Source organism: Pseudomonas sp. p21 (genome assembly GCF_001642705.1).
Lineage (GTDB): Bacteria > Pseudomonadota > Gammaproteobacteria > Pseudomonadales > Pseudomonadaceae > Aquipseudomonas.
The window spans coordinates 215105-237114 of the sequence record NZ_LWBV01000008.1; the positions used below are offsets into that span (position 1 = coordinate 215105).

The 22010-nt window shown below is 64.7% G+C and carries 14 protein-coding genes; 8 read left to right on the forward strand and 6 right to left on the reverse strand.

Going from position 1 to position 22010, the window contains the following annotated elements:
• Window positions 1-96: 96 nt before the first annotated feature.
• The 3 genes from A4C63_RS21775 to aceE all read right to left on the reverse strand — a co-directional run bounded on the left by A4C63_RS21775 (window position 97) and on the right by aceE (window position 7388).
• A complete protein-coding gene (locus A4C63_RS21775) occupies window positions 97-2787 on the reverse strand; it encodes a bifunctional diguanylate cyclase/phosphodiesterase (protein WP_063914527.1) in 2691 nt (896 codons plus the stop codon).
• A gap of 304 nt (window positions 2788-3091) precedes the next feature.
• Window positions 3092-4729 carry a dihydrolipoyllysine-residue acetyltransferase gene (gene aceF / locus A4C63_RS21780; RefSeq protein ID WP_063914528.1) on the reverse strand — a complete coding sequence of 546 codons (1638 nt, stop codon included), beginning with the start codon at window positions 4727-4729 and terminating at the stop codon, window positions 3092-3094.
• Between the two features lie 13 nt (window positions 4730-4742).
• Entirely contained in the window at window positions 4743-7388 is a 2646-nt protein-coding gene (aceE, locus tag A4C63_RS21785) for a pyruvate dehydrogenase (acetyl-transferring), homodimeric type (protein ID WP_046614465.1), read from the reverse strand.
• Between the two features lie 383 nt (window positions 7389-7771).
• Between aceE and glnE the strand changes: the two genes are divergently transcribed.
• The 8 genes from glnE to A4C63_RS21825 all read left to right on the forward strand — a co-directional run bounded on the left by glnE (window position 7772) and on the right by A4C63_RS21825 (window position 17869).
• Window positions 7772-10705, forward strand: coding sequence for a bifunctional [glutamate--ammonia ligase]-adenylyl-L-tyrosine phosphorylase/[glutamate--ammonia-ligase] adenylyltransferase (gene glnE, locus A4C63_RS21790; protein ID WP_063914529.1), 2934 nt, complete (start codon window positions 7772-7774; stop codon window positions 10703-10705).
• A gap of 203 nt (window positions 10706-10908) precedes the next feature.
• Window positions 10909-11958, forward strand: a complete 1050-nt coding sequence (gene waaF / locus A4C63_RS21795; RefSeq protein WP_063914530.1) for a lipopolysaccharide heptosyltransferase II — start codon at window positions 10909-10911, stop codon at window positions 11956-11958.
• Window positions 11959-13017, forward strand: coding sequence for a lipopolysaccharide heptosyltransferase I (gene waaC, locus A4C63_RS21800; protein WP_063914531.1), 1059 nt, complete (start codon window positions 11959-11961; stop codon window positions 13015-13017).
• Window positions 13017-14141 (forward strand): glycosyltransferase family 4 protein, encoded by a 1125-nt coding sequence (locus tag A4C63_RS21805; protein ID WP_063914532.1) that lies wholly within the window; start codon window positions 13017-13019, stop codon window positions 14139-14141. The genes waaC and A4C63_RS21805 overlap by 1 nt, the downstream gene beginning before the upstream one ends.
• A complete protein-coding gene (gene rfaP / locus A4C63_RS21810) occupies window positions 14138-14944 on the forward strand; it encodes a lipopolysaccharide core heptose(I) kinase RfaP (protein ID WP_063914533.1) in 807 nt (268 codons plus the stop codon). Before A4C63_RS21805 ends, rfaP begins: the two co-directional genes overlap by 4 nt.
• Window positions 14944-15678 carry a lipopolysaccharide kinase InaA family protein gene (locus A4C63_RS21815; RefSeq protein ID WP_063914534.1) on the forward strand — a complete coding sequence of 245 codons (735 nt, stop codon included), beginning with the start codon at window positions 14944-14946 and terminating at the stop codon, window positions 15676-15678. Before rfaP ends, A4C63_RS21815 begins: the two co-directional genes overlap by 1 nt.
• The gene (locus A4C63_RS21820) at window positions 15675-16427 is read left to right on the forward strand and encodes a lipopolysaccharide kinase InaA family protein (protein WP_063914535.1); all 753 of its coding nucleotides are present in this window, start codon (window positions 15675-15677) and stop codon (window positions 16425-16427) included. Before A4C63_RS21815 ends, A4C63_RS21820 begins: the two co-directional genes overlap by 4 nt.
• Complete coding sequence (locus A4C63_RS21825) at window positions 16427-17869, forward strand: lipopolysaccharide kinase InaA family protein (RefSeq protein ID WP_063914536.1); 1443 nt, start codon at window positions 16427-16429, stop codon at window positions 17867-17869. The genes A4C63_RS21820 and A4C63_RS21825 overlap by 1 nt, the downstream gene beginning before the upstream one ends.
• Here the strand turns inward: A4C63_RS21825 and A4C63_RS21830 are convergent.
• The 3 genes from A4C63_RS21830 to A4C63_RS21840 all read right to left on the reverse strand — a co-directional run bounded on the left by A4C63_RS21830 (window position 17830) and on the right by A4C63_RS21840 (window position 22003).
• The gene (locus A4C63_RS21830) at window positions 17830-20649 is read right to left on the reverse strand and encodes a dermonecrotic toxin domain-containing protein (RefSeq protein ID WP_063914537.1); all 2820 of its coding nucleotides are present in this window, start codon (window positions 20647-20649) and stop codon (window positions 17830-17832) included. The genes A4C63_RS21825 and A4C63_RS21830 overlap by 40 nt on opposite strands.
• A 65-nt stretch (window positions 20650-20714) precedes the next feature.
• Window positions 20715-20894, reverse strand: coding sequence for a hypothetical protein (locus A4C63_RS21835; protein WP_063914538.1), 180 nt, complete (start codon window positions 20892-20894; stop codon window positions 20715-20717).
• Window positions 20891-22003 carry a PepSY domain-containing protein gene (locus A4C63_RS21840; RefSeq protein WP_063914539.1) on the reverse strand — a complete coding sequence of 371 codons (1113 nt, stop codon included), beginning with the start codon at window positions 22001-22003 and terminating at the stop codon, window positions 20891-20893. The genes A4C63_RS21835 and A4C63_RS21840 overlap by 4 nt, the downstream gene beginning before the upstream one ends.
• Between the last annotated feature and the right edge of the window lie 7 nt (window positions 22004-22010).

Sequence of the window (22010 nt, forward strand, 5' to 3'; positions counted from 1 at the left end):
ACCACAGGGTCTGAATGCTGTGGGGTACCTGTGGGAGCGGGCGTGCCCGCGAAAGGGCCCGAATGGTTTCTATAGTGCCCGAGGTTTACGCGGCTGTCAGGCCACCGGACCACGCGGGTAACGCTTCAGCCGTTCAGCCAGTTCCCGCCCCGGGATCGGCCGGTCGAACAGGTAGCCCTGGCCCACGTCGCAGCGGTGCCGGCGCAGGAACGCCAGCTGCTCTGGCGTCTCGATCCCCTCGGCCACCACCTTCAGCTTGAGGTTGTGGGCCATGGCCACCACCGCCGAGGTGATTTCCATGTCGTCCTGGTTATCCGGGATTTCATTGATGAAGCTGCGGTCGATCTTGAGGATGTCGATCGGAAACTTCTTCAGGTAGCTCAGCGACGAATAACCGGTGCCGAAGTCGTCCATGGCCAAGGTCAGGCCCAGGTCCTTCAGCTCATCCAGCTGGCGGTGGGTGTCTTCGCTGGCCTCCAGCAGCAGGCCTTCGGTCAGTTCCAGCTCCAGCAGGTGCGGGGGCAGGGCTTCTTCCTTGAGGATGGTGCTGATCGACGCCACCAGGTCCGGGTCGGAGAATTGCTTGGGCGACAGGTTGATGGCCACATGCAGGTTGCCCATGCCGGCCTCGCGCAGCTGCTGGCTCATGCGGCACGACTGGCGTACCACCCATTTGCCGATGGGGATGATCAGGCCGGTCTCTTCCGCCACGCTGATGAACTGGTCCGGGCGGATCATGCCGCGCTCGGGGTGGTTCCAGCGCAGCAGTGCTTCCAGCCCCAGCAGGCGGCCGCTGCGCAGGCACAGCTTGGGCTGGTAGAACACCTCCAGCTCGTTCTGGGTCAGGGCACGACGCAGGTTGTTCTCGACGAACAGCTTGTAGCTGGCTTCGGCATTGAGCACTTCGGTAAACACCTGCACCTGGTGCTTGCCGTTGGCCTTGGCCTTGTGCAGCGCGAGGCCGGCGTTCTTCATCAGGCTCGCCGGGTCGGCACCGTGCAGTGGCGCGCAGGCCAGGCCCACCGAGGCGGTGACGTTGATCAGCTGGTTATCGACGAACATCGGCTTGTCGAGGGTGCGCAGCAATTGCTGGGCGACGCCCTGGCCATCTTCCAGGCTGGTGTCGTCGAGCAGCACGGCGAACTCGTTACTGGCAAAGCGCGCCAGGATACCGCCGGTGTGCAAGCTGTTGCGCAGGCGTCGGGCCAGGCTGATCAGCAGCTTGTCGCCGGTCTGGTGGCCGAGGCTGTCATTGATGCGTTTGAAGTTGTCAATGTCCACCAGCAGCAGGCACATCGAGTTTTCGCCATCGCGGGCAAAGCGCTCGTCCAGGCTACGGATGAACGCCGGGCGGTTGCCCAGGTTGGTCAGGTTGTCGGTGTAGGCCAGGCGCTCGATGCGCTGCTGGGCCAGCTTGGTCTGGGTGACGTCTTCGTAGATGCCGATATAGTGGGTCAGCTCACGGTTGTCGCCGTAGACCTTGGAAATCGACAACTGGCCCCAGTAGGGCTCGAGGTTCTTGCGCCGGCTCTTGAACTCGCCCTGCCAGCTGTTGCCCATGGCCAGGCTCGACGGCGAGTCGAACAGCAGCTCGCTCAGGTTTTCCAGCGCCGGCAGCTCGCCCAGGTGGCGGCCTTGCACTTCCTCGGTGCTGTACTGGGTGATGGCGGTAAAGCTGGGGTTGACGTACTCCACCACGCCGTCGCGGTTGACCAGCAGGAAGGCGTTGGCGCTCTGCTCGACGGCACGCTGGAACAGGTGCAGGGCGCTGGCGGCGGTGCGCCGGTTGTGGTTGGTGATGACCTGGGCGAACTGGTCGGCCAGCTCGCCGGCAAAGGCGATTTCGTCCGATTGCCAGGCCCGTGTCTGGCCGGTCTGCTCCAGGCACAGCACGCCGACTACCTGACCATCGACGCGAATACTGGCATCCAGCATCGCCTTGTTTTCCGGATACAGGCTTTGTGCCAGGGCGCGGGTGCGCGGGTCGTGGCCGGCATTGTGAGCGTCGATGGCGCGGCTGGCGTGCAGCGCGTCGAGGTAGTCGGGGAAGCGGCTGGCATCGATGGCTTCGGGCTGGCGGTGCTCCTGCGCTTCCCGGTACCAGGCGGTGATCGGCTCCAGGCGCTGGTCTTCCAGGTGCCAGATGCTGGCAATATCGACCTTGTAGATCTCGCAGGCGCTGCGGGTAATCAGCTGGGCGGCTTCCCGCAGCGAGTTACCGGCGCTGTAGCGCTGACGGGCCAGGCGCAGGATCAGGTCCTGCTGGCCGCGTACCCGTTCCAGGTGCTCGAATTGTTCCTGCTGCGCGCGCTGGTTCAGTTGCAGTGCCAGTTGCAGGCGGTTGTTGCGCGACTCCAGGTCGCTGGCACCGGCCTCGCCGGTATCCTCGGGCTGCTCGTCGAACACGCTCAGGTAGCCGCGTAACAGGTGGCGGTTGTGCTGCTTGTAGGCTTCACCAGCCTCCAGCAGGCGTAGCGACGCAGCTGGCGTGTGCAAGGTGTAGCGCACGCGGTAGTAGCCGCGCTGGGCCAGTTGCAACTGGATCTCGTCGTGCAGCCGGTAGCGGGCCTCGGGCTCCATCAGGCTGGCATAGGGTGCGTCTACCAGGGCGCACAGGTCGCTGGCGTGCAGGCCGAACTGGCGCTCGCAGGCCGGGTCGAGGTAGAGCATGGACCAGGTGGCTTCGTTGAGCCTTTCGAAACGCAGCATGCCGAGCCGCGAGGGCACGGGTAACTGCGTGACGACCTCGGCCACCACACGGCTGGTGGCATCGGGTTGGCTTTTCATCGAAGACTCGCTTGAAGAGGTGACGCGGCTTTGGGGCGGCGGCGGATCTGGCAAGGTTGCATCATGTCCCGGAGGCTGGCAAGCAGCCATGCGTGATGCTGTGGACGGGTTATCGGCAAATCTTGGATCGCCTTGAGATTTTTGGCGTCTGGGCGGTCGAGCGCCGCGCTGGCGGCGCTCGATTTCACAGGCGCCAAACCTCTATCGGCAGGTAAAAAAAAGCCCCGCCAATCGACGGGGTTGAGGTACGAGCGTGGCAGCTCGAAAGGGTACTGCCCCTCGCGGTGAGGGGCAGTGTGCTGCCTTACAGCAGCATGGTGCGGATATCGGCCAGCACATCGCCCAGGCGCTTGGTGAAGCGCGCGGCGGCTGCGCCGTTGATCACACGGTGATCGTAGGACAGCGACAGCGGCAGCATCAGCTTCGGCTGGAAGGCCTTGCCATCCCAGACCGGCTGCATGGTCGCCTTGGAGACGCCCAGGATAGCCACTTCCGGCGCGTTGACGATCGGCGTGAAGCCGGTGCCGCCAATGTGGCCGAGGCTGGAGATGGTGAAGCAGGCGCCTTGCATCTCGTCGGCCGACAGCTTCTTGGTGCGGGCTTTTTCGGCCAGCGCAGCCGCTTCGGCAGCCAGTTGCAGCAGGCTCTTCTGGTCGACGTTCTTGATCACAGGGACCAGCAGGCCGTCCGGGGTGTCCACGGCAAAGCCGATGTGCACGTACTTCTTGCGGATGATGGCCTTGCCGCTTGGCGCCAGCGAGCTGTTGAAGTCCGGCAGTTCCTTGAGCAGGAAGGCGCAGGCCTTGAGCAGCAGTGGCAGCACGGTCAGCTTGACGCCAGCCTTCTCGGCCACGGCCTTCTGCGCAACGCGGAAGGCTTCCAGCTCGGTGATGTCGGCGGAGTCGAACTGGGTGACGTGCGGCACGTTCAGCCAGCTGCGGTGCAGGTTGGCAGCACCGACCTGCATCAGGCGGGTCAGGGCCACTTCTTCCACTTCACCGAACTTGCTGAAGTCCACGGCAGGGATCGGCGGGATGCCGGCGCCACCGGTTGCACCGGCGGCTGCCGGGGCTTCCTTGGCCTTCTGCATCATCGCCTTGACGTAGACCTGCACGTCTTCTTTCAGGATGCGGCCGTGCGGACCGGTCGCGGCAACCGCGCCCAGGTCAACACCGAATTCACGGGCCAGCTGACGAACCGCCGGGCCTGCGTGAACCTTGGCATTGCTGCCGGCAGCCGGTGCGGTGGCAACCGGTGCAGGAGCAGCAGCCGGGGCTGCAGCGGCAGGTGCGGCGGCCGGAGCAGCCTCAGCCTTGGCCGGGGCAGCAGCAGCGGCAGGTGCCGGAGCGGCAGCCGGCGCAGCGCCTGCAACTTTCAGCTTGAAGATCAGGTCGCCAGTGCCGACTTCATCTTCCAGCTTGCACAGGACTTCCTCGACCACGCCGGCAGCCGGCGACGGGATTTCCATGGAGGCCTTGTCGGACTCCAGGGTAATCAGCGACTGGTCGGCTTCGACGGTGTCGCCGACCTTGACCAGCACTTCGATGATCTTGGCCTTGCCCGACGAACCGATGTCCGGTACGTGGATGTCCTGCACGCTGGCGGCAGCCGGCGCTGCTGCTGGCGCAGGGGCAGCTTCGGCGGCAGGCGCTGGTGCAGCAGCTGGAGCCGGAGCGGCAGCCGGGGCCTCAGGGGCCGCAGCAGCGGCACCTTCGGCTTCCAGAACCAGCAGCTCGTCGCCTTCTTTCAGGCGGTCGCCCAGCTTGACCTTCAGTTCCTTGATGACACCGGCTTTCGGGGCCGGGATCTCCATGGAGGCCTTGTCGGACTCCAGGGTCAGCAGGCTCTGGTCAGCCTCGATACGATCACCGACCTTGACGAACAGCTCGATGATTTCACCTTCACCGCTGCCGATGTCAGGTACGCGAATGAGTTCGCTCACTTAAAAATACTCCTCAGCAGTCCAGTGGGTTGCGCTTGTCCGGGTCGATACCGAACTTGACGATAGCGTCTGCAACAACCTTTGGTTCGATCTCGCCACGGTCAGCCAGGGCTTCCAGGGCAGCCAGCACCACGAAGTGGCGGTCGACTTCGAAGAAGTGACGCAGCTTCTTGCGGCTGTCGCTGCGACCGTAACCGTCGGTACCCAGGACCTTGAACTCTTTGCTCGGTACCCACTGGCGAATCTGCTCGGCGAACAGCTTCATGTAGTCGGTGGAGGCGATGACCGGGCCCTTGCGACCGTTCAGGCACTGCTCGACGTAGGTCTGCTGTGGCTTCTGGCCAGGCTTCAGGCGGTTGGCGCGTTCCACGGCCAGGCCGTCGCGACGCAGTTCGTTGAAGCTGGTGACGCTCCACACGTCGGCACCGACGTTGAACTCTTCACGCAGGATCTTCGCCGCTTCGCGGACTTCGCGCAGGATGGTGCCGGAGCCCATCAGCTGTACGTGGTGCGCGGCTTCGCGGGTGTCTTCTTCCAGCAGGTACATGCCCTTGATGATGCCTTCCTCGACACCGGCCGGCATGGCTGGCTGCTGGTAGGATTCGTTCATCACGGTGATGTAGTAGAAGATGTCCTGTTGCTCTTCGGTCATCTTCTTCATGCCGTCCTGGATGATCACCGCCAGCTCGTAGCCGTAGGTCGGATCATAGGTGCGGCAGTTCGGGATGGTGCCCGCCATCATGTGGCTGTGACCGTCTTCGTGCTGCAGGCCTTCACCGTTGAGGGTGGTACGGCCGGCGGTACCGCCGATCAGGAAGCCACGGGTGCGGCTGTCGCCAGCGGCCCAGGCCAGGTCGCCAATGCGCTGGAAGCCGAACATCGAGTAGAAGATGTAGAACGGCAGCATCGGCTGGTTGTGGCAGCTGTACGAGGTACCGGCAGCGATGAACGACGACATGGCGCCGGCTTCGTTGATGCCTTCCTCGAGGATCTGGCCCTTCTTGTCTTCGCGGTAGAACATCACCTGGTCTTTATCGACTGGCTCGTAGAGCTGGCCGACCGACGAGTAGATGCCCAGCTGGCGGAACATGCCTTCCATACCGAAGGTACGGGCTTCGTCCGGGATGATCGGGACGATGCGCTGGCCGATTTCCTTGTCCTTGACCAGCTGCGCCAGAATACGCACGAAGGCCATGGTGGTGGAGATTTCGCGGTCGCCCGAGCCGTCCAGGATCGCTTTCAGCGTTTCCAGTGGCGGGGTCGGTACGCTGAAGCTCTTGGCGCGGCGCTGTGGCACGAAACCGCCGAGGGCAGCACGGCGCTCGGCCAGGTACTTGGCTTCGGCAGAACCTTCTTCCGGCTTGAAGAACGGCAGGTTCTCCAGGTCGGCATCCTTGACCGGGATGTCGAAGCGGTCACGGAAGTGACGCAGGCTGTCGACGTCGACCTTCTTGGTGTTGTGTGCGGTGTTCTTGGCTTCGCCGGCACCGGTACCGTAACCCTTGATGGTCTTGGCCAGGATGACGGTAGGCTGGTCCTTGTGGTTGACCGCCTGGTGGTACGCCGCGTAGACCTTGTACGGGTCGTGGCCGCCACGGTTGAGCTTCCAGATCTCTTCGTCGGACAGGTCTTCGACCATGGCCTTGAGCTCTGGGGTGTTGAAGAAGTTCTCACGAACGTACGCGCCGTCTTTGGCTTTGTAGTTCTGGTACTCGCCGTCGATGACTTCGTCCATGCGGCGCTGCAGGGCACCGTTGGTGTCCTTGGCGAACAGTGGGTCCCAGAAGCGGCCCCAGACGACCTTGTTGACGTTCCAGCCACCGCCACGGAACACGCCTTCGAGTTCCTGGATGATCTTGCCGTTGCCGCGAACCGGGCCGTCGAGGCGCTGCAGGTTGCAGTTGATGACGAAGATCAGGTTGTCCAGCTTCTCGCGGCCGGCCAGGGCGATTGCGCCCAGGGATTCCGGCTCGTCGCACTCGCCGTCGCCCATGAAGCACCAGACCTTCTGCTTGCCGGCCGGGATGAAGCCGCGGGCTTCCAGGTACTTCATGAAGCGTGCCTGGTAGATGGCCTGGATCGGGCCCAGACCCATCGATACGGTCGGGAACTGCCAGAAGTCAGGCATCAGCCATGGGTGCGGGTACGAAGACAGGCCGTTGCCGTCCACTTCCTGACGGAAGTTGTTCATCTGGTCTTCGCTGATGCGGCCTTCCATGAAGGCACGGGCGTAGACGCCTGGCGAGGCGTGGCCCTGGAAGAAGATCAGGTCGCCGCCGTGTTCTTCGGTCGGTGCCTGGAAGAAGTAGTTGAAGCCGATGTCGTACAGGGTGGCGCTGGAGGCGAAGCTGGAGATGTGTCCGCCCAGGTCCGAGTCTTTCAGGTTGGTACGCATGACCATGGCCAGGGCGTTCCAACGCACCATCGAGCGAATGCGGCGTTCCATGAACAGGTCGCCAGGCATGCGTGCTTCGTGGGTGACAGGGATGGTGTTGCGGTATGGCGTGGTGATCGCATACGGCAGCTGGGAGCCACTACGGGTGGCCAGCTCGCCCATACGGGTCATCAGGTAATGAGCGCGGTCTTCGCCTTCTTTGTCGAGGACCGACTCCAGGGCATCCAGCCATTCCTGGGTTTCGATTGGATCGAGGTCTTGCATGGCTTGCTCCAGGGCGGAAAGGCAACCAGAATCGATTGCCTGAAGTTGCGACTGGCCTTATGGGCAGACGTCGTGAATTCTTGGATTACCGGGGTGTCCTCCGGCGCCGTGTAGTTTTACTACATTTGCTTTCGCATTTCATGCTTTTACACGACACGGGTAGTAGTAAAACTACATTTGTGCGACGTTTCGTCGCATGCTGGCTTGTGAGGAAAAACGTTCATGTTGGTTGGCGTTGTGTCGCGAGCGGGTAATTCTTGATGGTTGTTGCCATTTTTTCGTTCATTTCAGCTATTTCCAACTTTTGTACGACAGTCCAACCGTGGTCCGGCTTCCCCTTGGCCGCTTCTTCCCCTCTATTTCACGCCGATCAAGGATAGACCATGCGCCTACCTTTGCCGTCCGATCTGCCCGCTACCCTGCAACCACTGGTCGCGCGCAACCAGCAATTCATCAGCGATGCCGTGGCTGCCCACCCGGAACTCGACCTGCAGGCCTGGAGCCCGCTGCACCGGCAACAGTTCGACCAGGTTGCCGCCGCCAGCGACTTCGTGCTCGGCCTGGCCCGGCGCGAGCCGGCCATGTTGTTTGGCCTGCTGGCCAGTGGCGAGCTGGACCGGCGTTACGCCGCAGGCGAACTGCGCGGTCACATCGCGGCAGCCGCCCAGGCGGCGCAGAGCGAGGACGAGCTGGCACGCAACCTGCGCCGCGAGCGCAACCGCCAGCAGATGCGCATCATCTGGCGCGACATCACCCGCCAGGCCGCGCTGGGCGAAACCTGCCGCGACCTGTCCGATCTGGCCGATGCCGCCATCGACGAAGCCTACCAATGGCTGTACCCGCGCCACTGTCAGCAGTTCGGTACGCCTGTCGGCAACCGCAGCGGCCAGCCGCAGCACATGGTGGTGCTGGGGATGGGCAAGCTGGGCGCGGTGGAGCTGAACCTGTCGTCGGACATCGACCTGATCTTCGCCTTCCCCGAAGGCGGCGAAACCGAAGGGGTGAAGCGCTCGCTGGACAACCAGGAGTTCTTCACCCGCCTGGGCCAGCGCCTGATCAAGGCACTGGACCCGGTCACCGTCGACGGCTTCGTGTTCCGTGTCGACATGCGCCTGCGCCCGTACGGCTCGGCCGGCGCGCTGGTGCTCAGCTTCAATGCCCTGGAGCAGTACTACCAGGACCAGGGCCGTGACTGGGAACGCTACGCGATGATCAAGGCGCGGGTGGTGGCCGGTGATCAGGCGGCCGGTGCGCAGTTGCAGGAGATGCTGCGGCCGTTCGTGTACCGCCGTTACCTGGACTTTTCCGCGATCGAAGCGCTGCGCACCATGAAGCAGCTGATCCAGCAGGAAGTGCGGCGCAAGGGCATGGCCGACAACATCAAGCTGGGTGCCGGGGGCATTCGCGAGGTGGAGTTCATCGCCCAGGCCTTCCAGCTGATCCACGGCGGGCGCGACCTCAGCTTGCAGCAGCGGCCTTTGCTGAAAGTGCTGGCCACCCTTGAAGGCCAGGGCTACCTGCCACCGGCCGTGGTTGCCGAACTGCGCGAAGGTTATGAATTCCTGCGTTATGCCGAGCACGCCATCCAGGCCATTGCCGACCGTCAGACGCAGATGCTGCCGGACAGTGAGACCGATCAGGCGCGGGTGGCTTACATGCTCGGTTATGCCGACTGGCAAAGCTTCCATGACCAGCTGATGCACTGGCGTGGCCGCATTGACTGGCACTTCCGCCAGGTGATCGCCGACCCGGATGATGAAGACGGCGAGGGCGAACTGGTGGTGGGGGGCGAATGGTCGCCGCTGTGGGAGCAGGCGCAGGATGAAGATGCCGCTGGCCGCCAACTGCAAGAGGCCGGTTTCCAGCAGCCCGCCGAAGCTCTGCGGCGCCTGGCCGCGCTGCGCTCCAGCCCGCAGCTGCGCTCCATGCAACGGATCGGACGTGAACGCCTGGACGCCTTTATCCCGCGGTTGCTGGCCCAGGCCGTGGAACATGACAACCCCGACCTGGTGCTCGAGCGCGTGCTGCCGCTGGTCGAGGCCGTAGCGCGGCGTTCTGCCTACCTGGTGTTGCTCACCGAAAACCCCGGCGCCTTGCGCCGCCTGCTGACCCTGTGCGCCGCCAGCCCGTGGATTGCCGAGCAGATTGCCCGCTACCCGCTGCTGCTCGACGAACTGCTCAACGAAGGCCGCCTGTTCAGCCCGCCACTGGCGCCGGAGTTGGCCAGCGAGCTGCGCGAGCGCCTGACGCGCATTCCCGAGGACGACCTGGAACAGCAAATGGAGGCGCTGCGCCACTTCAAGCTGGCCCACAGCCTGCGCGTGGCCGCCTCGGAAATCAGCGGCAACCTGCCGTTGATGAAAGTCAGCGACTACCTGACCTGGCTGGCCGAAGCCATCCTCGACCAGGTGCTGGCCCTGGCCTGGCGCCAGACCGTGGCTCGCCACGGCCAGCCCAAGCGTAGCGACGGCAGCCTGTGTGACCCAGGCTTCATCATCATCGGCTACGGCAAGGTGGGTGGCCTGGAGCTGGGCCACGGTTCTGACCTGGACCTGGTATTCATCCACGATGGCGACCCGCAGGCCGAAACCGACGGCGCCAAGCCGATCGACAGTGCGCAGTTCTTCACCCGGCTGGGCCAGCGCATCATTCACCTGCTGGCCACCCAGACCAACTCGGGCCAGCTGTATGACGTGGACATGCGCCTGCGCCCGTCGGGGGCCTCGGGCCTGCTGGTGAGCTCGCTGGGCGCGTTCGAGCGCTACCAGCAGAACGAAGCCTGGACCTGGGAGCATCAGGCCCTGGTGCGCGCCCGGGTACTGGTGGGCTGCAAGCAGGTGGGCGCTGCATTCGAAGGCGTGCGCGCCAAGGTGCTGGGCCAGGCCCGCGACCTGGAAAAGCTGCGCAGCGAAGTGAGCGAAATGCGCGCCAAGATGCGCGATAACCTCGGCACCAAGGCTACCGCTGCCGGTACCGCGGCCAATGCCTTCGAGGCCGGTGTACCGTTCGATATCAAGCAGGATGCGGGCGGTATCGTCGATATCGAATTTATGGTGCAATACGCCGCTTTGGCCTGGTCTCACGACCATCCGGCCATACTTCGATGGACCGATAACATCCGCATTCTGGAAGAGCTGGAGCAGGCAGGGTTGATGCCGGCCAGTGACGCGGTGCTGTTGCGTGAAGTGTACAAGGCGTTCCGCTCGGCCTCGCACCGCCAGGCCCTGCAAAAGCAGGCCGGGGTGATCGATGCGGCGCAGTTTGCCGATGAACGCCGCGAAGTGCGGCGGATCTGGGGTGAACTGGGTTTGACCTGATACCGAGTTGGCTTCATTCGCGGGCATGCCCGCTCCCACAGGGAAAGCGCAGACCTAGAGGACTGTGCAATACCTGTGGGAGCGGGCGTGCCCGCGAATGGGCCATGTGAGTGGTACACTGTCCGCCACATAGCCTGAATATAAAGAGGGGAGGCCAGGCTGTACCGCAGTCTGCAGCCTCCCCGAGCGTTTCTGGACTAAGCATGAGAATACTGATCATTGGCCCCAGCTGGGTCGGCGACATGGTGATGGCGCAGACCCTGTTCCAGTGCCTGAAACAGCAGCACCCCGACTGCGTGATCGATGTCTTGGCCCCCGAGTGGAGCCGGCCGATCCTCGAACGCATGCCCGAGGTCCGTCAGGCCCTGAGCTTCCCGCTCGGCCACGGCGCGCTGGAACTGGCCACGCGGCGACGCATCGGCAAGTCCCTGGCCGGCCAGTACGACCAGGCCATCCTGCTGCCCAACTCGCTGAAGTCGGCGCTGGTGCCGTTCTTCGCCGGTATCCCCAAGCGTACTGGCTGGCGCGGCGAAATGCGCTTCGGCCTGCTCAACGACGTGCGCAAGCTGGACAAGGCCCGCTACCCGCTGATGATCGAGCGCTTCATGGCCCTGGCCTACGCGCCCGGCGCCGAGCTGCCGCAGCCGTACCCGCGCCCCAGCCTGCAGATCGAAGCGCAAAGCCGTGACGCTGCCCTGGCCAAGTTCGGCCTGGAGCTGGACCGCCCGGTGCTGGCGCTGTGCCCCGGTGCCGAGTTCGGCGAGGCCAAGCGCTGGCCGGCCGAGCACTACGCCACCGTGGCCGATGCGATGATCCGCCAGGGCTGGCAGGTGTGGTTGTTCGGCTCGAAGAACGATCACCCGGTCGGTGAGCAGATCCGCGATCGACTGATCCCGGGCTTGCGTGAAGAATCGTCCAACCTGGCCGGCGAAACCTCGCTGGCCGAGGCCATCGACCTGATGTCCTGCGCCCATGCCGTGGTGTCCAACGACTCCGGGTTGATGCACGTGGCCGCCGCGCTGAACCGCCCTTTGGTGGCGGTGTACGGCTCGACCTCGCCGGGCTTCACCCCGCCGCTGGCCGAGCACGTGGAAGTGGTGCGCACCGGCATCGAGTGCAGCCCGTGCTTCGACCGCACCTGCCGCTTCGGCCACTACAACTGCCTGCGCCTGCTGGAGCCGGGCAAAGTCATCGCCGCCCTGCACAGCCTGAGCGGGCCGGATCTGATCGATACCGTGGCCGAGGTCGATTAAGTGCGGGTACTGATCATCAAGACTTCGTCGCTGGGTGATGTGATCCACACCCTGCCGGCGCTTACCGATGCTGCCCAGGCCATCCCGGGCATCCGCTTCGACTGGGTGGTGGAAGAAGGCTTTGCCGAAATCCCCAGCTGGCACCCGGCGGTCGACCAGGTGATCCCGGTGGCCATCCGCCGCTGGCGCAAGAACCTCTGGCAAACCATCAAGAGTGGCGAGTGGAAGGCGTTCAAGCAGCGGGTACGCGAGCGCAAGTACGACCTGGTGATCGACGCCCAGGGCCTGGTCAAGTCGGCCTGGCTGACCCGCTACGTGAAGGCGCCGGTAGCTGGCCTGGACCGCTACTCGGCCCGCGAAGGCTGGGCCAGCCGCTTCTATGACCGGCGCCTGTCGGTTGCCACCGGCCAGCACGCGGTGGAGCGGGTGCGCCAGCTGTTCGCCATGGCCCTGGCCTACGACCTGCCGGAAGGCATCGGCAACTACGGCCTCGACCTCGAGCGCCTGCAGCTGCCGCCGGCCGCCCCCTACGTGGTGTTCCTGCATGGCACCACCTGGGCGACCAAGCATTGGCCCGAAGCCTACTGGCGCGAACTGGCCGAGCGCATGGGCCGGCGCAAGCTGGAGGTGCGCCTGCCGTGGGGCAACCCGGCCGAGAAGGCACGTGCCGAGCGCATCGCCCAGGGCTTGAACAACTGCCAGGTGCTCCCCAAATTGAACCTTGCCGGCGTCGCTCGCGTGTTGGCGGCGGCAAAAGCCTGCGTGGCGGTCGATACCGGCCTCGGCCACCTGGCGGCGGCACTCGATGTGCCCACCATTTCGCTGTTCGGCCCGACCAACCCGGGCCTGACCGGCGCCTACGGACGGACCCAGATTCACCAGGCCAGTGACTGGCCCTGCGCGCCATGCCTGCAGAAGAAGTGCACCTACAAACCGAGCGCCGACGACCTGCGCCGGTTCGATCTGAAACGCGAGTGGCCGCTGTGCTTCACTCGCCTGAATCCCGAGCATGTGGCGAGCCGCTTGAGCGCGTCGCTGCTGGCTGAGGATGTCCGTTGATGCAACTGGCTTTCGTGCTTTACAAATATTTCCCCTTCGGCGGGCTGCAGCGCGATTTCATGCGCATTGCCCTGGAATGCCAGAAGCGGGGCCACCAGATCCGTGTGTATACGTTGATCTGGGAGGGTGACATTCCGCCGGGCTTCGAAGTGCTGGTGGCGCCGGTGAAGGCGATTTTCAACCACCGCCGCAACGAGAAGCTCAGCGCCTGGATGGCTGCCGACCTGGCCAAGCGCCCGGTCGACCGCCTGATCGGCTTCAACAAGATGCCAGGGCTGGACGTGTACTACGCCGCCGACGGCTGCTTCGAGGACAAGGCGCAGACCCTGCGTGGCGGCCTGTACCGCCGTTGGGGCCGCTACCGGCACTTTGCCGAGTACGAGCGTGCGGTGTTCGCCAAGGACGCCCATACCGAAGTGCTGATGATTTCCGAAGTGCAGCAGCCGCTGTTCATCAAGCACTACGGCACCCCGGTGGAGCGTTTCCACCTGCTGCCTCCGGGTATTTCCCAGGACCGCCGAGCGCCGGCCAATGCCGGCGAAGTCCGCGCCGAGTTCCGCAAGGAATTCAACCTGGGCGATGACGACCTGCTGCTGGTGCAGATTGGCTCGGGCTTCAAGACCAAGGGCGTTGATCGCAGCCTCAAGGCCCTGGCCGCACTGCCATCGGCCCTGCGCAAGCGCACCAGGCTGATGGTGATCGGCCAGGATGACCCCAAGGTGTTCCAGCTGCAAAGCGCCACCTTGGGCCTGGGCGAGCAGGTGCAGTTCCTCAAAGGCCGCAGCGACATCCCGCGCTTCCTGCTGGGTGCCGACTTGCTGATCCACCCGGCGTACAACGAGAACACCGGCACGGTGCTGCTCGAAGCCCTGGTGGCCGGCCTGCCGGTGCTGGTCTCCAAGGTGTGTGGCTACGCCCACTACATTGCCGAGGCCGACAGCGGCCTGGTGCTGGACGAGCCGTTCGAGCAGGAACAGCTCAACGGCTACCTGCAGCGCATGCTCGAAGACCAGCAGGCCCGCGCCAGCTGGTCGCGCAACGGCCTGGCGTTTGCTGAAACCGCCGACCTGTACAGCATGCCGCAACATGCCGCCGACGTGATCCTGGGGCAGGAGTCTGCATGAAGCTGATACTGGCCGAACCGTTCAAGCGCCTGTGGGCCGGGCGTGATGCCTTCGACGCCGTGGAGGCGCTGCAAGGCGAGGTCTATCGCGAGCTGGAAGGGCGCCGCACGCTGCGCACCGAGGTCGCTGGCGAAGGCTTCTTCGTCAAGATCCACCGCGGCATCGGCTGGGGCGAGATCTTCAAGAACCTGCTTACCGCCAAGCTGCCGGTGCTCGGCGCCGGCCAGGAATGGCAGGCCATCCAGCGCCTGCACCAGGTTGGCGTGCCGACCATGACTGCCGTCGCCTATGGCGAGCGTGGCAGCAACCCGGCCGCGCAGCACTCGTTCATCATCACCGAAGAACTGGCGCCGACCATCAGCCTGGAAGACTTCAGCATCGACTGGGTCAGGCAGCCGCCCGAGCCGCGCCTGAAGCGTGCGCTGATCGCCGAGGTGGCGAAGATGACCGGCGGCATGCACCGCGCCGGGGTCAACCACCGTGACTGCTACATCTGCCACTTCCTGTTGCACACCGACCGCCCGGTGACGGCGGAAGACTTCAAACTGTCGGTGATCGACCTGCACCGCGCGCAGACCCGGGCGAAAATCAGCCGCCGCTGGCGCGACAAGGACCTGGCCGCACTGTACTTCTCGGCGCTGGACATCGGCCTTACCCAACGCGACAAGCTGCGTTTTCTGCGCGGTTACTTCCAGCGCCCGCTGCGGCAGATCCTGAAGGATGAAGCCGCGCTGCTCGCCTGGCTGGAGCGCAAGGCGCAGAAACTCTACGATCGCAAGCAACGCTATGGGGACGCACTCTGATGGCGGGGTGGACACTGGCGCCAGGCTACGAACACCTGGCGGCGGACTTCGGCAGCCTCGATGCGGTATTTGCCCTGCAGGGCGAACGCCTGACCCGAGACCCGATCAGCGAGGTGGTGCGCATCGCGCGTGGCGGGGTCAACTACTACGTCAAGCGCTACACCGGGGCCGGCAAGCACATGCGCCGTTACCTGGGGCGGCCGCGGATCAAGGCCGAATGGCAGAACCTCAAGCAGTTCGACAAGTGGGGCATCCCCACTGCCGAAGTGGTGGCCTGGGGCCTGGAGCGCAAAGGCCTGGCCTTTGGCCGGGGCGCGATGATCACCCGCGAACTGCCGCGCACCGAAGACCTGTCGGCGCTGGCCGAACGTAACGATGCACGCCTGGCCGACCGCGCCTGGGTCGGGCATGTCAGCAGCCAGCTGGCGCGCCACACCCGGGTCATGCACCAGCACCACTTCGCTCACAACGACCTGAAATGGCGCAACCTGCTGGTCGATGACCAGGGCACGCTATTCTTCATCGATTGCCCCACTGGCGATTTCTGGCGCGGCTTCATGTGGCGGCACCGGATGATCAAGGACCTGGCGTGCCTGGACAAAGTGGCCAAATACCACCTGTCGGCAACCCAGCGCCTGCGTTTCTACCTGCAATACCGTGGCCGCGACCGCCTGAATGTGCGAGACAAGAAGCGCATTCGCCAGGTGGTGGGCTTTTTCGAGGGAAGGGAATGACCGATTACCTGGCCAGCGCGGACCTCGCGCTGCTCAAACGCCATGGCCTGAACGACTTCGAGGCGCTGTGGGCGCTGCAACTGGATGCCGTGGACGAACCGAACACCGGCCGCGGAGGCTGGAGCAGCGTGTTCCGCCTGGAGCTTGAAGGCAAAGGCTACTACCTCAAGCGCCAGAGCGACTATCTGACCCGTACCCTGCACCGGCCGTTCGGCGAGCCGACCTTCGCCCGCGAATTCCGCAACATCAGCCGTTACCAGAAGCTGCACATTCCGGCCTTGCAGGCGGTGTTCTATGGCGAGCGCAAGCAAGGCGGCAAGCACCGGGCGATCCTGATGACCCGCGCCCTGGACGAATGGGCCGACCTCGACAGCCTGCTGGCCCAGTGGCCACAACTGAGCGATGCTGAACGCAACGGCGTCCTGCAGGCCTGCGGCCAGCTGGCGCGCACCCTGCACGGTGCCGGCCAGGTGCATGGCTGCTTCTACCCCAAGCACATCTTCCTGCGCCAGCGCCGCGACGGCTGGGACGCGCAACTGATCGACCTGGAAAAGACCCGACCCCTGCTGTTCGGCATGCGTGACCGCCTCAAGGACCTGGAGCCGCTGCTGCGCCGCGCCCCGGTCTGGAGCGAACGCGATGTACGTACATTGCTGGCCAGCTACCTGGCGCAGCCGGCCGATGGCACGCTGGTCGATACCTGGCTGCAACGCCTGACGCAACGCCGTCGTGAAAAAGAGGCCCGCTGATGCGTTTGTCTGAATTGAAAGAGGCCGGGCGCAACCCCTCGTTGCCCCTGAGCATCACCCTGGCCGATGCCGCTGGCACGGCTGACCTGCAATTGCTCAGCCTGCTGCGCGTGCTGCCGGGCCAGCGCTATGTGGGCGCCGGCGTGTGGCGCGGTACCCCAGTGCTGGCCAAGTTGCTGGTCGGTGGTAACGCCGCCCGGCATTTCCAGCGCGAACTGCAAGGCGTGAAGCTGCTGGCCGAGCAGGGCCTGACCACGCCGAAGCTGCTGGCAGACGGCCTCAAGGACGGTGAGGGTGGCTGGCTGCTGTTCGAGTTTCTCGACGGCGCCGAAAGCCTGGCTGATGCCTGGGCGGCAGTGGAAAACCTGCCGGTGCTTGCCGACGAGCAGCACCTGGTGCTGGGCGAGGCGCTCACTGCCGTAGCGCACATGCACGCCCAAGGCCTGTGGCAGGAAGACCTGCACCTGGACAACCTGCTGCGTCACAGCGGCAAGCTGTATTTGATCGACGGCGCCGGCATCAAGGCCGAAACACCCGGCCAGCAGCTGTCGCGCCCGCGTGTGCTGGAAAACCTTGGGGTGTTCTTCGCCCAGCTACCCAAGCGCCTGGAGCCGTTCATCGAAGAACTGCTGGTGCACTACCTGCTGGCCAACGCCGAGCATGCGTTGCCGCTGGAAGCCTTGCAGAAGCAGGTGGACAAGGTGCGCAGCTGGCGCCAGAAGGACTACCTGGAAAAGGCTGGCCGTGAATGCAGCCTGTTCAGTGTCGAGCGCAGCCTTTCCGGCCTGCGGGCTGTCCGCCGCAACGAGGTAGAAGCCATGCTGCCGGTGCTGGAGCAGGCCGACGCATTGATCGACCAGGGCCACCTGTACAAGACCGGTGGTGCGGCCAGTGTGGCGCGCATCGAGGTTGGCGGCCGAACGCTGGTGCTCAAGCGCTACAACATCAAGAACACCGCCCATTGGTTCAAGCGCTTCTGGCGCCCGAGCCGTGCCTGGCATTCATGGATCGAAGGCCACCGCCTGGAATTCCTCGACATCGCCACGCCGCGCCCGCTGGCAGTGCTGGAGCAGCGGGTGATGGGCTTGCGCAGCCGTGCCTACCTGGTCACCGAGTATGTCGATGGCCCGGACTTGGCCGAGTGCTTCGCGCCCTACGTGGACAACGGCGATGCGCCCGAGGAGCAGGTGGATGCCCTGGTGCATGTGATGCAGCAACTGATTCGGGAGCGGATCAGCCACGGCGACTTCAAGGGTCACAACCTGTTCTGGCACGACGGCCAGTGGTCGCTGATCGACCTCGATGCCATGTGCCAGCACGCCACCCAGCTCAGCTTCGCCCCGGCCTACGCCCGTGACCGGGCGCGGCTGCTGCGCAACTGGCCGAGTGGCAGTGCCTTGCATCAGCGGCTGGACAGGCTGCTGCCCAAGCTGGCCGAGTAATCCGCCGGCAGTGCCAGCCAGGCGCTGCTGCGACCGGGTTGGCGCACGCGGATGCGCCACTGGCCATCCTGCTGGCGCAGCACGGCCCAGGCCTTGACCGCGCTCTGGACTCCCCCGGTGATTTGCAAGTGATAGTGGCCGGCCAGCAGATGCCGACGCACCGGTAGCTGCTTGTCGGCCAACTGCAGGTAGAGCTGGCCGCTGGCGTCGAACAAGTCTGCTTCGCCTTCGATCGCCACGCCTTCGCGTTGTGGGTCCAGGCGGCAGTCTGCGAACAACTGGTCGAGGTCGGGCAAACCGTCGTACCAGAGCACTGGCGAATCGACCACCCAGGAACCGTCGGCCAGGCGTTTGACTGGCAGCTGTATGTAGGCGTCCGGCTGTCGCGGGTCGAGTGCACGCCAGCGGTGGCCGTCGAAGTGGACGTTGTACACCCGGCCTTGGCTGTCCTTCACGAAGTACCGATCGGGCCCGGGTGTGGCACTGACGTGCTCATAGACCTGTTCGCCATGTACCCCCTCTATCCGGTAGCGCAGCTTGGCCAGGTCCACGGTCGCCGCATGGGTTTGTGGCAATGGCCTGGGCGGTTGTGGCGGCAAACCACGAAGGGCCCGGCGCATCAAGGTAGAGCCGGCAAAACTGTTGAGGCCGTCGGTGGCATGGCTGAGCGCCGCGATGGCGTGGTGCAGGGTTGCCTCATGGTCGTTCTTTTCCATCGCTTCGAAGCCGTCCCATATGGAAATGCCCATGCGTCCGAACGCCAGCGCCGACATGGCGGGTGCCGGCAGTACCAGGCTGACCAGGTCGAGAATGAGGCGCAGCGTGGCCAGGCCGAACTCGCCCAGCACTTCTCGATTACTGCGGCTGTTGCTGTCCGCCTCGGCGATCAAGGCATGTACCTCTGCCCGGTAAAGGGCTTTGAACAGATTGCCGGGGATGATCGGCCTTTGCACATGCGGCCCGAGGCGGCCCTTGCTGAACAGCGTTTCAAGGCGCTTGGCATCGGCGCCAGGGGCGCGCTCGATGAAGTACTTTTGCAGGGCGGGGTTGCCACGCACTGCCCGCAGCATGTCACGGGCATTGCGGAATTCGCGCCAGGCACGCCGGTCTGGTGCATCCGGCGTGTAGATCACCAGCGAAGGTTGATTGGGGCTTTCGGCATTGAGCAGCAGCACGCCTTGCAGCGTATGCCCGTCCACAACCAGCTGGCGAACGACGATGTGCTGCCCGTCGATGGGCGGGCGGCTGCTGCTGTCGGGGTAGTCGACAACTGCCTTGGCCCAGTGGTAACCCTGCTCCTGCTGGCCGGGCAGGAAATGCCCGACGTAGCGAGCCTTGGCCGCCTCGGCGCGCATGCGTGCCCGGTTGATGTTGCCGTGGGCCTCCATTCGCCAGTTGGCCGATGGGGAGTCCAGCAGGTGTGTGCGCAGGTAGCGCTCATAGCCGCTGCCGGCATCGAGCTTGCGCACCAGTGTCTTGACCTGTTCGGGGGACAGGTTCGCCAGTGGGGCGCCAGTGTCGTCGTGTACCCGGGCCGTCAGCCAGTAATCCACGTCGAACCAGCTGATGTTGAGCAAGGCCAGTTCGTCCAGGCGGTAAGTGACCGCCACCATTTCGACGGTGTCGCCCACTTGCGGGCGGGCGGCGGCGGCGATGTAGCTGGACGGTGACAGGGGATTGAGCAAAGGCCCGCGCCGACGAGCCATGGTGACACTGATGCAGATGCGCTGCGGCGGTATGCTGATGGCCAATGTTCGCGCCAGCTGTTTGGCGAGCCGCGCCCGCACCCAGGCTTGCAGGTGGTGGCGCTCGCGAAACTGATCCAGGGTCAGCAGCCCTGGTGCGGCGGCCTGGGTGATAGCCCCAGCCAGTTCCTGCATGGTTTGCATGATATGCGCCAGGCCTTGTGGGGACGTATTGCGCAGCCATGCTGGCAGGTGCTTTTCAAGCAGCAGGGCGTAACGTGTGGCCAGGGCATGCTTGCTGCTCATCAAGCCGGCGAGCGACTGCTGGCTGGCCAGCGTTGCACCGAGCTTGCCCAGGTCGGGCACCTGGGCATCTTGCCAGGCGGCTTGCCAGGCCAGTGTCAGCCGCTGGTGCTGGCAATCTGTCAGGTCGCGTACCTGCTGCGCCACCAGATCGTCGGCAAACCACTCATAGCGCAAGCGGTCGGCTTGCATCAGCCATTGCTGGTCTTCCGTGCGTGGCAGCATTTGCAGGAAGGGCTGGATTTGCAGCAAGTCGTCGAGACGCTCGCAGAGTTCGACATGCAGCTCGGCTAGGCTTTCAAACCCTTCGATGCCGTGGGCGAGGCTGCAGAGCAGCGCTTTGCCGGTGACTTTCCCCGGGATGGCATCGCTACCTTCGGGGCCGTCGGCCACCAATATCAATGTGCCTGGCAGGGCCAGCCTGCGCTGGGGGCTGAGGCTGCTGAATACCGGTCGGTAAGCCTGTGCCTTCAACTCGCTGGGCAAATGTGGTCGCTGCCAGGACAACGGCAATTCGAGGTAGGTGCGCAGCAGGCTGATGTGCTGATAATCCAGGGTCTGGTCGGCCAGGCGCAGTTCCAGTTCCGCCAGCAACTGTTCCTGGCGCAGCTGCTGCAGCTGTTGGCGCCTGCTCTGGCTGCCCTTGGGGGCTTCGCTCCAGAACAGCGCCAGGTCGCTGAAGAAACGTTGGCGTAACCGGGCGGGCGCCAGCCCGGCCACAAGGGTGGGCTGCCCGTGGTGCAGCGCACGGATGCTGGCATCCAGGGTTTCGAGGCGTTGCAAAGGGGTCATGGCAGGGCTCCGTGATCAAGGAAGCCAACCATGGCGGCCCGCTGCAACGCAGCGGTGGTAGCGGGCTACCGACGCGGCAGCAAGCCTTTGAGGCCCAACCCCGCCGAGACGCCAAGGCCAAGCCAGGCGAGGCTGTCCCAAAGGCCGTCGCCTAGCAAGGCGGCGAACAACCCCGTGAAGCTGAGCAGGGCGATCAGTGTGGGCCAGGCGAAAATGTGCCGAGAGGATCGCGACCGGTGGCTCATGCCCTTGCCTCCCGGGGTTTGCGCTGTTTGCCCCACCACAGGTAGAGCCCGCTGCCGAGCACGATGATGGTGAGCACGTCGAGCACTGCCCAGAGGATTTGCATCGGTCTACCGCCGTAGTCGCCGAAGTGCAGCGGTTGCGAAAGGCCCATGGCGTCCATGTACCAGGGGCGTTCGCCGACGGCTGTAACCGCCAGGGTGCGGGCATCGATCAGAACCGGTGTGAACAGGTGCGAACTCAGGTGCGTGGCGCCGTTCATGAACACTGCATAATGGTGCTCGCTGGAGAAGCGCGTGCCGGGGAAGGCGATGAAGTCCGGGCGCATGCCTGGGGCGGCCTGTTCGGCAATCTCCAGCAGGCGTGAGGCTGGTGCGCGCTGGGTGAGCGGTGGCGCGTCGCGGTAAGGCGCGACCATGGCGGCCAGGCTGTCGTTGCGCCAGGCCGCGATGACCAGGTCGGACAGGGCACTGATCACACCGGTTACGCTTACCGTCAATGCCCAGGCCAGGGTCACCACGCCGATCAGGTTGTGCAGGTCGAGCCAGCGCAGGCGACGGGACTTGTCGTGGCGCACCGTGGCGAAGTTCAGGCGGCGCATGAACGGCGCATAGAGCACGGTGCCGGAGATGATCGCCACCACGAACAGCACGCCCATGAAGGCCAGCAGCAGCTTGCCGGGCAGGCCGGCGAACATGTCCACGTGCAGGCGCAGCATCACCATCATGAAGCCGCCATTGGCGGCCGGCATGGCCACCGCCTCGCCGGTACGGGCATCGAGCATGAAGGTGTGCGACAAGTTGGGGTCGGTGCCGGCGGTGGCGGCGGTGATGGCGACCACGCCGTTGGGTTCGTCCTCGTCATAGCCGAAGTACTGCATGACCTCGCCAGGGCGGTGCTGTTCGGCTTTGAGTACCAGTTGCTGCAAGTCGAGGTGTGGCGTGCCTGCTGGCATTTCATGCAGTTCGGGTGCGTCGCCGAGCAGGTGTTCGAGTTCGTGGTGGAAGATCAGCGGCAGGCCGGTGACTGCCAGCAACAGCAGGAACAGGGTGCAGACCAGGCTGCTCCAGGTGTGGACCACGGACCAGCGGCGGATGGTTGGGCTTTTCATCACGGTA